Source organism: Nonomuraea sp. IBHARD001, from assembly GCF_056106265.1.
In genome coordinates, this window is record NZ_JBWBBW010000002.1 from 5,339,089 (window position 1) to 5,352,604 (window position 13,516).

Below are 13,516 nucleotides of genomic sequence, written 5' to 3' on the forward strand. Positions count from 1 at the left end.
GGCGCCGCGATGGCGGCGCCGCGAGGGCCTCCGTGCCCTCGTCTGGATGTCGCCGTGGCTGCTCGGCTTCGGCGTCTTCTTCCTCTACCCGCTGCTGGCGACCGTCTACTTCTCCTTCCACCGCTACGACCTGTTCGAGCTGGAGTTCATCGGCCTGGACAACTACGCGTACATGCTGAAGGACGACCGGGTCTGGATCTCGGCCAGGAACACGCTGTGGCTGGTGGCGTTCATGGTCCCGGCCCAGCTGGTGTTCGCCCTGGCGCTGGCCCAGCTGGTGACCAGGCTCAAGGCCGGGGTCGGGCTGTTCCGCACGATCTTCTACCTGCCCTCGCTGGTGCCGATGGTGGCCGGGACCGTGGCGTTCGTGTTCCTGATGAACCCGGCGACCGGGCCGTGGAACCAGCTGCTCGCGGCCGTGGGCATCACCGGGCCTGACTGGTTCGGCGACCCCTCGTGGTCGAAGCCCTCGCTGACGCTGCTGGGCATGTGGGGCATCGGCAACACGATGGTCATCTTCCTGGCGGCGCTGCTGGACGTGCCCAAGCACCTGTACGAGGCCGCGGCCATCGACGGGGCGGGCGCCTGGCGGCAGTTCCGCAGCATCACGCTGCCGACGATCTCGCCGGTGCTGATGTTCTCGGCGGTGACCGGCGTCATCTACGCCCTGCAGTACTTCACCCAGGCGATGATCGCCTCAAGGGTGGCGTCGGGCGCGACCGACTCGGCGGGCACCACGTTCACGCCCGGCTATCCGGAGATGTCGTTGCTGACGCTTCCGCAGTGGCTCTTCCACGCCGGGTTCCGCGACTACTCCATGGGGTACGCGTGCGTGCTCGCGCTGCTGCTCTTCGGCGCGTCGATGATCTTCACCCTGATCCTGCTGCGGCAGTTCAGGAAGGTCGAGGAGGCCTCGTGACCGTCACCGCACCCGCGCGGCCCCAGGCCGCCCCGCGACCGGCCCTCACCGTACGCCGCCATCGCCTGCGCGCCCGGCTGTCGTGGCTGGCCACGCACGCGATCGCGGTCGCGGTCGCGCTGATGTTCCTCGGGCCGCTGGTGTTCGTGGCGCTGACCGCGTTGATGACCGACGAGCAGGCGCTGACCAGCAGCCTGTGGCCCGAGACGTGGCAGTGGAGCAACTTCGCCGACATCTTCGTCAGGTCGCCGCTGCTGACCTGGACGCTCAACAGCTTCATGTACGCCGGGCTCGGCACCGCCTTCATGCTGCTGTCGTCGGTGCCGGTGGCCTACGCGCTGGCCAGGTTCCGCTTCCGCGGGCGCAAGGCGGCCTTCCTCATGGTCATCACCATGATGATGCTGCCGCCGCAGGTCATCGCGGTGCCGGTCTACCTCATCTGGGCCAGGGCCGACCTCACCGGCACGCTGTGGCCGCTGATCCTGCCCATGCTGTGCGGCGACGCGTTCTCCATCTTCCTGCTGCGCCAGTTCCTGGTCACGATCCCGAAGGAGTACACCGAGGCGGCCAGGGTGGACGGCTGCTCGGACTTCACCACCCTCGTCCGGGTCGTGCTGCCGATGGCCAGGCCCGCCATCGCGGCAGTCGCTTTGTTCCAGTTCTTCTATTGCTGGAATGATTACTACGGTCCCCTGCTGTACGCCCAGATCAACGAACAGAACTGGACCCTGTCCATCGGTCTGGCGTCCTTCAAGGCCCTGCACAGCGTGCAGTGGAACCTCACCATGGCGGCGACCCTGCTCGTCATGGCCCCAGTGATCATCGTGTTCTTCTTCGCCCAGAAGGTTTTCATCGAGGGCGTGACTTTGACAGGAGTGAAGGGTTGAAACTCGCCGTTATCGGGGGCGGCTCGACATACACGCCGGAGCTGATCGATGGCTTCGCCAGGCTGCGGGACGAGCTTCCGCTGACCGAGATCACCTTGATCGACCCCAACGAGGAGCGGCTCGCCCTCATCGCGGGCATGGCCACCAGGATGCTGGCGCACGCCGGCAGCCCGGCTGCGGTCAGCACCACGACGAGCGTCGAGGAGGGCGTCGCGGGCGCCGCCGCGGTGCTGCTGCAACTGCGCGTGGGCGGCCAGGCCGCACGCAACGTGGACGAGACGCTGCCGCTGGAGTGCGGCTGCGTCGGCCAGGAGACCACCGGCGCCGGCGGTCTGGCCAAGGCGTTGCGCACGGTCCCCGTGGTCCTCGACATCGCCGAGAAGATCCGCGAGCACGCCCCCGACGCCTGGATCGTCGACTTCACCAACCCGGTCGGCATCGTCACCAAGGCGCTGCTGGACGCGGGGCACCGGGCGATCGGCCTGTGCAACGTGGCGATCGGCTTCCAGCGCAGGTTCGCCAAGCACCTGGGCGTCGAGCCGGGCCGCGTCGAACTCGGCCATGTCGGGCTGAACCACCTGACCTGGGAGCGCTCCGTTCTCGTCGACGGCGAGGACGTGCTGCCCAGGCTCATCGCCGAGCACGGCCAGGAGATCGCCGACGACATCGGCCTGCCGCTGTCGCTGGTCGAGCGCCTGGGCGTGGTGCCCTCCTACTACCTGCGGTACTTCTACGCCCACGACATCGTGGTGGAGGAGCAGCGCAGCAAGCCGTCGAGGGCGGCCGAGGTGGCGGCGATGGAGGCCCAGCTCCTGGAGATCTACGCCGATCCCACGGTCGAGACCAAGCCCGCCCTGCTGGACAAGCGCGGCGGCGCCTACTACTCCGAGGCCGCCGTCGCGCTCATCGCCTCCCTGCTCGGCGACCGCGGCGACGTGCAGGTGGTCAATGTGCGCAACAACGGCACGCTGCCCTTCCTCGCCGACGACGCCGTGATCGAGGTGCCCGCGACCATCACCGCGACGGGAGCGGTCCCACTGCCCGTCGCGCCGGTCGAACCCCTGTACGCCGGGCTCATCGCGCACGTCACCGCGTACGAGAGCCTGGCTCTGGACGCGGCTGTGCACGGCGGCGCCGACCGGGTGCGCAACGCCCTGCTGGCCCACCCGCTCGTCGGGCAGGACGCGATCGGCGACGAGCTGACCAGGCTGCTGCTCGAGGCCAACCGCGCCTACCTGCCCTGGACGGTGTCATAGTGCGCACCGTGCTCGCGGTCGACGGCGGCAACAGCAAGACCGCCGTCGCCCTGGTGGCCGAGGACGGCTCGGTCCTGGCCACCGGCCGCGCGGGCGCCTTCACGCCGCAGAGCTCCGGCGTCGGCGCGGCCGTCGACGTCGTGACCGAGGCCGTACGGCGGGCGCTGGGGCAGGACACGGCGCCGCCGTACGCCGACCTGGTGGCCGCCTACGTGGCGGGCGCCGACCTGCCGGTCGAGGAGGAGGCGCTGCGCGACGAGATGCTCGCGCGCGGGCTCGGCGGCGACGTCCTGGTGGCCAACGACACGTTCGCGCTGCTGCGCGCGGGCGCGTCGGGGCCGAGCGGCGTGGCCGTGGTGTGCGGCGCCGGGATCAACGCGGTCGGCGTCTCGCCCACGGGCGAGGTGGCCCGCTTCCCCGCGCTCGGCCGGATCAGCGGCGACTGGGGCGGCGGCATCGGCCTGGGCGAGGAGGCGCTGTGGCACGCGGTGCGCGCCGAGGACGGGCGCGGTCCGGCCACGGTGCTGGCCGAGGTGGTCAAGGCGCACTTCGGCACGCCGACGGTCGAGGCGTTCGTGCTCGACCTGCACTTCGGCGAGCAGGACCCGGTCAGGCTCGCCGAGCTGACCCGCCCGCTGTTCGCCGCGGCGGCCGACGGCGACGAGGTGGCCGTCTCGCTGCTGCGGCGGCTGGCCGACGAGGTGACGGTGCTGGCCGAGGTGGCGCTGCGCCGCCTGGACCTGCTCGACACGCCGACCGAGGTGGTGCTGGGCGGCGGCGTGCTGACCGCGCGCGACCCGCTGCTGATGAGCATGCTCGACACCGCCTTCGCCGCCAGGGCGCCCAGGGCCAAGCTGGTGGTGGCGGACGTGCCGCCGATCGTGGGCGCCGCGCTCAACGGGCTGGACCGGCTCGGCGCGGGCGAGGAGGCCAGGGCCAGGCTGCGGGCCGCGTTCGACGGCGGCCGCTAGGGCGGCACGCGGGACGGGCGCGGCGGCGACACGCGCGGAGGCGGGGCCGGTCGGACCGGCCCCGCCTCCGCGCGTTCACCCGCCTTGCGGCGTCACTGCCCCTTGCGGGGTCACTGCTTCCTACGGGTCACTGCTCCTTGCCCGGCTCCTCGATCCTCGGCGCCCGGTGCTCGTAGGGGGTGCTCAGCACGACCGTGGTGCGGGTGGAGACGTTGGCCACCTCCCTGATCTGCTGCAGCACCTCCTCCAGCCCGATCGGCGAGGCGACGCGGACCTTGAGGATGTAGCTCTCGTCGCCCGCGACGCTGTGGCACGCCTCGATCGCACTCAGGTGCGCGAGCCTGTCGGGCGCGTCGTCCGGCGCGGCGGGATCGATCGGCTTGATCGACACGAACGCGGTCATCGGCAGCCCGATCGCGTCGTAGTCGACGTGGGCCGCGTAACCCCGCAGCACCCCGCGCTTCTCCAGCCGCCTGACCCTCTGGTGGACGGCGGAAACCGACAGGCCCGTCTCTCTGGCCAGATCGGTGAAGCTCATCCGGCCGTCGGCGGCCAGCAGCGTGACGATCCGGCGATCGATCTCCTCCATCCGATCAAAGGTAGCGGTACATGGTCACGGCATGGTCCCGACCGCGACCTCGTCCTGGCCGCGCGCCCGCATCTCCATCGCATGCCCGACCAGCGAGATCAGGACCTCCTTGGTCGAGTCGCGCCTGCGCGCGTCGCACAACATGATCGGGATGTGGGTCTCCAGGCCGAGCGCCATCCGCACCTCGTCGAGGGCGAACTCCTCGGCCCCCTCGAAGCAGTTGACCGCCACCACGAACGGCGTGCCGCGCCGCTCGAAGTAGTCGACCGAGGGAAAGCAGTCGGCGAGCCTGCGGGTGTCTGCCAACACGACCGCGCCGAGCGCGCCCATCGCCAGCTCGTCCCACACGAACCAGAACCGCTCCTGGCCCGGCGTCCCGAACAGGTAGAGCATGTAGTCCTTGTTGACCGTGATTCTGCCGAAGTCCATCGCCACGGTCGTGGTCATCTTCGCCTCGACGCCCGACATGTCGTCGACGCCGAGGCTGCGCACTGTCATCAGCTCCTCGGTGCGCAGTGGCCGGGTCTCGGACACGGCACCGACCATCGTGGTCTTGCCCGCGCCGAAACCGCCGGCGATCAGAATCTTGATCGCGGTGGGCAGCCGCCGCGGATCAGAGCGACCGAAGTCCATCGAGCACCGCCCTGTACATGTTCTCGTCTTGACCGTCCACTTCAGGCCGGGGTTCGCGCACCGTCACGAACCCCTTGTCAAGCAGGTCGCCCAGCAGCACCCTGACCGTGCCCGCAGGCAGGTCGAGCTCCGCGGCCAGCTCGGCGACCGATGTCGGGCGCGGGCACAGCCGCACGAGTGCGGCATGCTCCGGCTCGAACCCAGCCTCCCCACCCGGAACCTGCCGCAGCGCCACGACCAGGGTGATGAGGTCGAAGGTGCCGCGGGTCGGCTGGGTGCGCCCGCGCGTCATGACGAACGGCCGGACGATCTCGGGATCGACCCACTCCTCCTCGTTCGTCATGGGCCGTCCTCCGTTCGGCCACGTTCGGTCCCGCGCTGGAAGGCGCCCATGATGTCGCGGATCTCCTCGGGGGAGCGGTCACGGCTCTCGATGGCCGTCTGCGTCCCCTCTCCGCGCAACTCGGGCACCAGGTTGGTCTGGGGGACGCGCAGCGGCAGGCCGCCGGGGGTGAACCCGGCCGTCGGCTCGACGCGTCGTACGCTGACCGCTTGCTCTCGCGGCAGCTCGTCGGCTTCCCTGTTCGCTTCTTCGGCGACCTCCTGTTCCTCGGCCGCGGGCGCGGCCACGACATGGGTGCTGACCAGCTCGGCGGGCACCCGCACCACGACGGTCGTGCCGCCGTACGGCGAGGCGCCGAGTTCGACGCGCACGCCGTGCCTTTCGGCGAGCCTGGCCACGACGTACAGTCCGAGCCTGGCCGCGCCGCCGAGTGTGATCTCGTGCGGCGCCGACAGGCGTTCGTTGGCCTCCTTGAGGTCCTCGGGCGACATGCCGAGGCCCCTGTCCTCGATCTCGAACGCGAAGCCGTCGGCGACCAGGTCGCCCGTCACCTGCACCATCGTGTACGGCGGCGAGAAGGAGACGGCGTTCTCGATGAGCTCGGCGAGCAGGTGCACGACATCGCCGACGGCCCTGCCCTCGAGCTGGACCTCTCCCATCGGCGAGAGCGTGACGCGCGTGTAGTCCTCGACCTCGGCCAGCGAGCCGCGCACGACGTCGATCATCGGCACCGGCCTGCGCCAGGTACGGCCGGGCGAGGCGCCCGACAGCACGATGAGGTTCTCGGCGTTGCGCCGCATCCGGGTGGCCAGGTGGTCGAGCCTGAACAGGTCGCGCAGTTCCTGGGGGTCGTGCTCGCGGCGCTCCATGGCGTCGAGCACGGTGAGCTGGCGCTGCACGAGCGACTGCGAGCGCCTGGCCAGGCTGAGCAGGATCTCGCGGATGCCGCGCCGCAGCTCGGCCTGTTCGACGGCGACCCTGACCGCGGTCTCGCGCACGGTGTTGAAGGCGTCGCCGACCGCGCCGATCTGGCCGTCGCCGAAGGCCAGCGGCGGCGCCTCGGCCGCCACGTCGACGTGCTCGCCCCGGCCGAGCCGTTCGACGACGTCGGGCAGGCGCTGGTCCGACAGTTCGTGCGCCGCGGTCTTGAGCGTGTCGAGCTGGGCGAGCATGGTGCGCGCCGTGGTGATGGAGGCGACGGCCGCCGCGCCGACGGCCAGCAGTCCGAGGCCGACGGCCAGCACCAGCCTGAACACGATCGCGTCGCCTTCGGGCGCCTGGCGCGCGGCGCCGAGCGCCCTGGCCACGCGCAGGTCCTCGTCGAGGCGGGCCATGGCGGGCCTGGCCGCGGCGGCCCACTGGGAGGAGCTGGCGACGCCGTCGGCGGTGAGGTCTTCGAGCACCTGGAGCCTGGCCAGCTCGTAGCTGCTGGCCACCGGCAGGTCGAACATGGCCTGGCGCCGCGCGCCGACGGCCTGGGCGAAGGTGAACCTGCCCGCCTCGCCCTCGATGCCGGCCGCCACCAGCGCGTCCTCGGCCGACAGCAGCTCCCGCGCCCTGCTGTGGGCCACGACGTTGCGCGCGCTGTCGGCATCGAGCGTCGGCACGGCCTCCTGGGCGCGGTGCAGGGCCGCGACGGCCTTGCCGATGGCCCAGGTCCTGGTCGGCAGCCCACGGGCCACCACAGCCGCGTCCAGGGCGCCCAGCGCCTCGGCCACCCGCCTTTGCAGATCGGGTTCGGCGGCGAGCTGGGTGAACTCCTTGGTCGCCGACTGCCGGAAGGCGGCGATGGCGGCGTCGGTGGCCACGCGCCTGGCCGAGTCGGCGGGCGCCTTGCGCTCGTGCTGCAGCGCGAGGATGACACGGCCCGCGGGAACCGCCACATCGCGGTCGAGGCTGCTTGCGGCGTGCAGGTCGAGGCCGTCGCGCACGGTCACCCACACAGCGAGTGCCCAGAGCGCGACCAGAGACAGCAGCAGCGCTGCGACCTTGGTCCGCACGCGGGAGTCGCGCAAACGCATGGGCATCCGTCCCGGCGAAGTTCTTGAGGAACCCGCTGCACAGTAGCAATGCCACCAAACTCCCTCAAGACAACATTCGCCCCCCGAATATCTGCCTGTCCTACTTTGTGGGCTTATGTAGCTCTTTTCGGGTCGAATATATTCGCGCGCCGGACGGGAAAAGCGCCCCATGCGAAACAGCGGCCCCACGCGTCCCCGCCGTCATGGCCGCAGCACCAGCTTGCCCGTCGTACGGCGAGCGGTGAGATCGGCCAGCGCGCGGCCCGCGTCGCCCAGGTCGTACTCGCCTCCCACGATCGGCCGCAGCCTGCCGTCGAGCGTCAGCTCCAGCAGCTCCCGCAGCGGGGCGAGCGCGCCCGGCGTGCCCATGAGCGGGCCGAGCCAGAACCCGGCCACCGCGATGTTGCGCTCGGTGAGCAGATCGGGCGAGACGGGCTCGGGGGCGGCGCCCGACGACGTGCCGTAGGCGATCAGCCTGCCGAACGGCGCCAGCGCGCCCAGCGCCGCGTCGAACACCTTGCCGCCGACCGCGTCGAGCACCACGTCGGCCCCCGCTCCCCCGTTGGCCGCCAGCACGCGCTCGGCGTATCCCGCCGCCTCGCCGTCCACGGCCGCGTGCGCGCCGAGCTCGACGGCCAGGGCGCGTTTGGCCTCGTCCGAGGCCGTGGCGACGACCCGGCCCGCGCCGTACACCCTGGCCAGTTGGACCGCCAGGTGGCCGACGCCGCCCGCGCCCGCGTTGACCACGACGCTCTCGCCCGTCGTCAGGCGCGCGGCCGTGCGCAGCAGGTGCCAGGCCGTCAGGCCCTGCACCAGCAGGGCCAGCGCCTGGCCCGCGCCGACCTCGCCGGGCACCTCGACGGCACCCGCCCGGCTCAGCAGCGCCCTGGAGGCGTAGCCGCCCTGGGTGAAGCCCATCAGCCTGCGCCCGTCCGCCGTGCGCCCGATCACCTCCGAGCCGGGCACGAACGGCAGTTCGGGGCGCCGGTAGGAGCCCTTGAGGCGCTCGGCGTCGGCGAAGTTCACCCCGGCCGCCTCCACCTCGACGAGCACGGTGTCCTCGCCCGCCACCGGGTCCGGCGCCTCGGTCTGCTCCAGGACCTCGGGACCGCCCAGCCGCAATGCCCGCACCACACGCATGTCACGACCTCCGCCTTCGCGATTGCTGCTTCGGCAACCACCCTAGGAAGGCACGCGTCCCGGCATAACGGGCCCGCGTCAATGGCTGGAGCCACTTGCATGAATGCCGTTCATATAAGTTGAGCGGTATGAGCGGTGACGACCTGACGCCGGGCGAGCTGCGCGTGCTCGTCGCCGTCGAGCGCGAGCGCGCCTTCTCCGCGGCGGCCGTGCGGCTCGGCCTGACCCAGTCGGCCGTCTCGCACGCCGTGCGCGCGGCCGAGCGCAAGATCGGCGCGGTGCTGTTCGACAGGGGCAGGCACGGCGCGCGGCCCACACCCGCGGGCGAGGCGGCCGTCGGGCACGCGCGGGGCGTGCTGCGGCTGCTCGACCTGCTGAAGGCCGAGGCGCTCGGCGCGGCGGGCGGGCACGGCGTCGGCTCGATCAGGGTGGCGGCGTTCCGGAGCGCGGCCTTCCACCTGCTGCCGGGCGTGCTGTCGAGGTTCGGCGTGCGCAGGCCGAAGGTCACCGTCGACGTGCGCGTCGTGCAGGACCTCGGGCCGGGCATCGCGGGCGAGGTACGCGCCGGGCGGGCCGACGTGGGGATCGTGTCGCTGCCCGTGCGGGTGGAGGGGCTGGTCGTCAGGGAGTTGTTCGCCGAGCCGTACGTGCTGGCGCATCCGGCCGGGCATCCCGACCCGCGCGCGCTGCCGATGATCGACTGGCACGAGAACTGCTCGAAGGAGACGCAGCGCTGGCTCAGGAGCCAGGACTGGATCCCGCCTGGCGACATGACGGTCGAGGACGACGGCGTCGTGATGTCGATGGTCGGCCACGGGCTCGGCGCGGCGATCGTGCCGCTGCTGTCGGTCGCCGGCGCGCCCGCGAAGGTCGCCACCGCCGCGCTCGGCGCCGATCCGCCGCTGCGCCGCGTCGGCTACGTGACGACGGCCGAGCTCGCCCGCTCGGCCGTCGTACGCGACCTGATCACCGAGTTGCGCGCCGGGGTCGGCTGAGGCGCGGGGGTCTCAGCCCTTGGCCAGGGCCCTGCTGATCACCACGCGCTGGATCTGGTTGGTGCCCTCGACGATCTGCAGCACCTTGGCCTCGCGCATGTAGCGCTCGACGGGGAAGTCCTCCACATAGCCGTAGCCGCCGAGCACCTGCACCGCGTCCGTGGTGACCTTCATGCACGCGTCGGTGGCGAACAGCTTGGCCATCGCCGCCTGCGTGCCGTACGGGCGACCGGCGTCGCGCAGCCTGGCGGCGTCGAGGTAGAGCGCCCTGGCCGCGGCGATCTGGGTGGCCATGTCGGCCAGCATGAAGCCCACGCCCTGGAAGTCGACGATGCGCGTGCCGAACTGCTGCCGCTCCTTGGCGTAGGCCGTGGCCGCTTCGAGGGCGGCCTGGGCGACGCCCACCGCGCAGGCGGCGATGCCGAGCCTGCCGCCGTCGAGCGCCGCCATCGCGATCCGGAAGCCCTCGCCCTCGGCCCCGATCAGGGCGTCGGGCGCCAGCCGTACCTCGTCGAAGCGCACCTGGGCCGTCGGGGAGGAGCGCATGCCCATCTTGTGCTCGGGCAGGCCGAACGACACGCCCGGGGTGCCCGCGGGCACGTGCAGGCAGGAGATGCCGCGTGTGCCCTCGGCGCCGGTGCGGGCCATGAGCATGTAGAAGTCGGCGGCGCCGCCGTGTGTGATCCACGCCTTGACGCCGTCGACGGTGTAGCCGTCGGGACCGGGCACGGCCTTGGTGGCGAGCGCGGCGGCGTCCGAGCCCGACTGCGGCTCCGAAAGACAGTACGCGCCCAGCAGGTCGCCGCCGAGCATCGCCGGGAGCAGGGCCTGCTTCTGCTCGGGCGTGCCGTAGGCGGCCACCGGGAAGCACGACAGCGTGTGCACCGAGAGCCCGAGGCCGACCGTCAGCCAGCCCTTGGCCAGCTCCTCGATCACCTGGAGGTAGACCTCCTGCGGCTGGGCCGCTCCCCCGTGCTCCTCGGGATAGGGCAGGCCGAGCAGTCCGGAGGCGCCGAGCGTGGCGAAGACCTCGCGGGGGAAACGCGCGGCGGCCTCGTCGGCCGACGCCCGGGGCGCGACCTCCTTGGCCACCAGTTCGCGGACCAGGTCGATGAGGTCGTGCGCTTCGGGGGTGGGAAGGACGCGCTCCACGGTCAATCTCCTGTTCGGCAAGGGTGAAGGGGCGACCGGGATCGCCGGTCACCCCCGCATTGTGGCAGCCGCTAGACGATCACCAGATCCCGGTCGGTGTCGTTGAGCCGCTCGACGCCGTCGGCGGTGCACACGACGATGTCCTCGATCCTGGCGCCGTGCTCGCCCCGCAGGTAGATGCCGGGCTCGACGGAGAAGGCGAAGCCCGGCTCAAGGGGCTCGCGGTTGCCCGAGACGATGTAGGGCTCCTCGTGCGTCTCGATGCCGATGCCGTGGCCGGTGCGGTGGATGAAGTGCTCGCCGTAGCCGCCCTCCGCGATCACCTCACGGGCCGCCGCGTCGATCGACTCGCACGAGACGCCCGGCCGTACGGCCTGGCAGGCGGCGTCCTGGGCACGGCGCAGCACCTCGTAGTAGGCCCGGTAGGCGGCGGGCGGCTCGCCGATGCAGTAGTTGCGCGTGGAGTCCGAGCAGTAGCCGTTGAGCAGCTGCCCGCCGATGTCGACCACGACGGGCTCGCCCGCCTGGATCACGCGGTCGGACAGCTCGTGGTGCGGACTGGCCCCGTTGGGCCCCGAGGCGACGATGACGAAGTCGACCGTCGAGTGGCCCGCGGCCAGGATGGCGTCGTGGATGTCGCGCCCGACCTCGCGCTCGGTGCGCCCGGCGCGCAGGAAACCGGGGACCTGGCGGTGCACGGCGTCGATCGCGGCCCCGGCCTCACGCAGCGCGGCCACCTCGGCGGGCGACTTGCGCATGCGCAGCTCGCGCAGCACGCTTCCGGCCAGCACCTGGGAGGCGCCGGGCATCGCGGCGGCGAACCTCAGCGAGGCCATCGCCCACATCCGGTCGGCGAGCCCGACGCTCGCCACCTCGCCCAGCCGCTCGGCCACCACCTGGTAGGGGTCGTCGGTCTCGTCCCAGGCGACGAACTCGAGGCCGAGCCGCGAGGCGGGCGAGTGCTCGGCCGCGGGCAGCTCAAGGCGTGGCACCATCATGAACGAATCGCCCGAGGCCGGAACGACCAGGCAGGTCAGTCGCTCAAGCGGCAAAGCCTCGTAACCGCTCACATAGCGCAGATCTGGCCCCGGCGTGAGCAGAAGGGCGTCGATACCGGCCTTGGCGGTGGCCTCTTGGACGGCCGCGAGGCGGCTTACCGGATACAAGTCTGTGGACGTCACGCCAGTCAATCTACCCCCGTGCTCTTGTACGAAAAGCTCTCACGACTGGCCGTCGATCGCTACACTCCGTGGAAGCACGATCACGCAAGGTGGGGCAAATGTCCCCGATCCCGTCTCCCTTGAGAGTGAGCCTCCAATGGTCGGCGTCGTGGGCGGCCACCAGCCACCCCTCCCCAGCAAAGACGACCGGCAGCCCGACCGCCCCATGACGGCGGCCGAGCTGATCCAGCGCCTGTGCGAGCAACTGGACCAGCGCGAGGCCACCAGCCGCGACTCCGAGCTGCTGGCCGTGCAACTGGCCCACGCCCAGCGCCTGGGCAACATGGGATGGGCGGAGTGGAATCTGCACACCGGCGAGGCCAACTGGTCCGACCACGTCTACGTGATCTTCGGCCGTGACCCCGGCCAGGGCCCGATCAGCCTGCCCGAGCTGGCCGCCCACGTCGAGCCGAGCGACCTGGCCGCACTCGACCAGCTGCTGTGGAGCGTCGTGCAGGGCGTCGAGCCGGTCCAGGCCGAGTTCCGCATCAGGCGCAGGGGCGAGCAGCGCAACCTGCGCGCCGTGCTCGAACCCGTGCTCGGCCCCAGCGGCCCCACCGGTGTGCACGGCGTCGTCCAGGACATCACCGGCAGGCGCCGCGCCGAGCGCATCATGTCGGAGTCGCGCCGCCAGCTCCTGGAGGCCCGCGAGCGCTCGGCCGAGGAGCGTCGCGTCATGCTGGCCCTGCGCGAGGCCATCCTGCCCGAGCCGGGCGGCTGCATGGACCTGCCGCGCACCCGCATCGCCGTGCGCTACGTGCCCGCCGAGAAGACCGCCAACCTCGGCGGCGACTGGTACGAAGCGGCGGCGCTGCCCGACGGCCGGGTCCTGCTGGCCATCGGCGACGTCTCGGGGCACGGTCTGCCCGCGATCGCCCACATGGCCCAGCTGCGGCACGCCCTCATCGGCCTGACCATGTCGGGCGAGGGCGCCGACCGGCTGCTGAGCTGGCTCAACGACCTGGTCCTGCACCGCCTCGACGAGACCACGGCCACCGCCGTCGTCGGCCACCTCGACACCGCCAGCGGCGTCTTCACCTGGGGCCAGGCCGGGCACCTCGCGCCGATCCTGGTGCGCGACGGCGTCGCCAGCCAGCTCAAGCCGCCCTCCGGCATCCTGCTCGGCGCGACCAACGAGGAGTCCTACCAGCTGGCCAGCGTCCAGCTGCACAGCGGCGACCTGCTGCTCCTGTACACCGACGGCCTCGTCGAACGGCGCACGCGCGACATCGACGAGGGCCTGCGACTGGCCATGGCCGCCGCCTGCGAGGTGCCGCGCTACGACCTCGACGCGGGCCTCGACCGGCTGCTGACCTCCATCGGCGGCCCCAACCCCGAGGACGACGCGTGCCTGCTCGCGGTGGGCATGCTCGGGCGCTGAGCCGCCGCT

Annotated in this window: 13 protein-coding genes; 6 read left to right on the forward strand and 7 right to left on the reverse strand. The window is 71.8% G+C overall.

The annotated features are described in order from the left end of the window. Positions 1 to 46: 46 nt before the first annotated feature. Genes ACTWNK_RS26405 through ACTWNK_RS26420 form a run of 4 tightly spaced genes read left to right on the forward strand, consistent with a single transcriptional unit; the run spans position 47 to position 4,033 of the window. A complete protein-coding gene (locus ACTWNK_RS26405) occupies positions 47 to 919 on the forward strand; it encodes a carbohydrate ABC transporter permease (protein ID WP_474307231.1) in 873 nt (290 codons plus the stop codon). Continuing rightward, positions 916 to 1,806 (forward strand): carbohydrate ABC transporter permease, encoded by an 891-nt coding sequence (locus ACTWNK_RS26410; RefSeq protein WP_474307232.1) that lies wholly within the window; start codon positions 916 to 918, stop codon positions 1,804 to 1,806. Before ACTWNK_RS26405 ends, ACTWNK_RS26410 begins: the two co-directional genes overlap by 4 nt. Then, positions 1,803 to 3,062: a 6-phospho-beta-glucosidase gene (locus tag ACTWNK_RS26415; RefSeq protein WP_474307233.1), complete on the forward strand. Its 1,260-nt coding sequence runs from the start codon at positions 1,803 to 1,805 to the stop codon at positions 3,060 to 3,062. Before ACTWNK_RS26410 ends, ACTWNK_RS26415 begins: the two co-directional genes overlap by 4 nt. After that, positions 3,062 to 4,033 carry an N-acetylglucosamine kinase gene (locus ACTWNK_RS26420; RefSeq protein ID WP_474307234.1) on the forward strand — a complete coding sequence of 324 codons (972 nt, stop codon included), beginning with the start codon at positions 3,062 to 3,064 and terminating at the stop codon, positions 4,031 to 4,033. The genes ACTWNK_RS26415 and ACTWNK_RS26420 overlap by 1 nt, the downstream gene beginning before the upstream one ends. Before the next feature lie 127 nt (positions 4,034 to 4,160). Here the strand turns inward: ACTWNK_RS26420 and ACTWNK_RS26425 are convergent, their stop codons facing one another. The 5 genes from ACTWNK_RS26425 to ACTWNK_RS26445 form a co-directional block, all read right to left on the reverse strand. Continuing rightward, positions 4,161 to 4,622, reverse strand: coding sequence for an Lrp/AsnC family transcriptional regulator (locus ACTWNK_RS26425; RefSeq protein ID WP_474307235.1), 462 nt, complete (start codon positions 4,620 to 4,622; stop codon positions 4,161 to 4,163). A 24-nt stretch (positions 4,623 to 4,646) separates the two neighbouring features. Then, the gene (locus ACTWNK_RS26430; protein WP_474307236.1) at positions 4,647 to 5,255 is read right to left on the reverse strand and encodes a GTP-binding protein; all 609 of its coding nucleotides are present in this window, start codon (positions 5,253 to 5,255) and stop codon (positions 4,647 to 4,649) included. Further along, a complete protein-coding gene (locus ACTWNK_RS26435) occupies positions 5,236 to 5,598 on the reverse strand; it encodes a DUF742 domain-containing protein (protein ID WP_474307237.1) in 363 nt (120 codons plus the stop codon). Before ACTWNK_RS26435 ends, ACTWNK_RS26430 begins: the two co-directional genes overlap by 20 nt. After that, a complete protein-coding gene (locus ACTWNK_RS26440; protein ID WP_474307238.1) occupies positions 5,595 to 7,619 on the reverse strand; it encodes a sensor histidine kinase in 2,025 nt (674 codons plus the stop codon). Before ACTWNK_RS26440 ends, ACTWNK_RS26435 begins: the two co-directional genes overlap by 4 nt. Positions 7,620 to 7,820: 201 nt before the next feature. Further along, a complete protein-coding gene (locus ACTWNK_RS26445) occupies positions 7,821 to 8,759 on the reverse strand; it encodes a zinc-binding dehydrogenase (RefSeq protein ID WP_474307239.1) in 939 nt (312 codons plus the stop codon). 128 nt (positions 8,760 to 8,887) lie between these two features. Here ACTWNK_RS26445 and ACTWNK_RS26450 point away from each other — a divergent pair, with 128 nt between their 5' ends. After that, entirely contained in the window at positions 8,888 to 9,754 is an 867-nt protein-coding gene (locus ACTWNK_RS26450) for a LysR family transcriptional regulator (protein ID WP_474307240.1), read from the forward strand. A gap of 12 nt (positions 9,755 to 9,766) precedes the next feature. Here the strand turns inward: ACTWNK_RS26450 and ACTWNK_RS26455 are convergent, their stop codons facing one another. Both ACTWNK_RS26455 and ACTWNK_RS26460 read right to left on the reverse strand, forming a co-directional pair. Next, complete coding sequence (locus ACTWNK_RS26455; protein ID WP_474307241.1) at positions 9,767 to 10,912, reverse strand: acyl-CoA dehydrogenase family protein; 1,146 nt, start codon at positions 10,910 to 10,912, stop codon at positions 9,767 to 9,769. A gap of 65 nt (positions 10,913 to 10,977) precedes the next feature. Next, the gene (locus tag ACTWNK_RS26460) at positions 10,978 to 12,087 is read right to left on the reverse strand and encodes a M24 family metallopeptidase (protein WP_474307242.1); all 1,110 of its coding nucleotides are present in this window, start codon (positions 12,085 to 12,087) and stop codon (positions 10,978 to 10,980) included. 136 nt (positions 12,088 to 12,223) lie between these two features. On the opposite strand from ACTWNK_RS26460, the gene ACTWNK_RS26465 reads away from it, so the two are divergent. Beyond that, positions 12,224 to 13,507: a PP2C family protein-serine/threonine phosphatase gene (locus ACTWNK_RS26465; RefSeq protein WP_474307243.1), complete on the forward strand. Its 1,284-nt coding sequence runs from the start codon at positions 12,224 to 12,226 to the stop codon at positions 13,505 to 13,507. The last annotated feature ends 9 nt before the right edge of the window (positions 13,508 to 13,516 follow it).

Coding starts and splice junctions, on each gene's coding strand:
- ACTWNK_RS26435 (WP_474307237.1), bottom strand. CDS start 5,598: ATGACGAACGAGGAGGAGTGGGTCGATCCCGAGATCGTCCGGCCGTTC.
- ACTWNK_RS26440 (WP_474307238.1), bottom strand. CDS start 7,619: ATGCGTTTGCGCGACTCCCGCGTGCGGACCAAGGTCGCAGCGCTGCTG.
- ACTWNK_RS26430 (WP_474307236.1), bottom strand. CDS start 5,255: ATGGACTTCGGTCGCTCTGATCCGCGGCGGCTGCCCACCGCGATCAAG.
- ACTWNK_RS26405 (WP_474307231.1), top strand. CDS start 47: ATGTCGCCGTGGCTGCTCGGCTTCGGCGTCTTCTTCCTCTACCCGCTG.
- ACTWNK_RS26465 (WP_474307243.1), top strand. CDS start 12,224: ATGGTCGGCGTCGTGGGCGGCCACCAGCCACCCCTCCCCAGCAAAGAC.
- ACTWNK_RS26445 (WP_474307239.1), bottom strand. CDS start 8,759: ATGCGTGTGGTGCGGGCATTGCGGCTGGGCGGTCCCGAGGTCCTGGAG.
- ACTWNK_RS26450 (WP_474307240.1), top strand. CDS start 8,888: ATGAGCGGTGACGACCTGACGCCGGGCGAGCTGCGCGTGCTCGTCGCC.
- ACTWNK_RS26425 (WP_474307235.1), bottom strand. CDS start 4,622: ATGGAGGAGATCGATCGCCGGATCGTCACGCTGCTGGCCGCCGACGGC.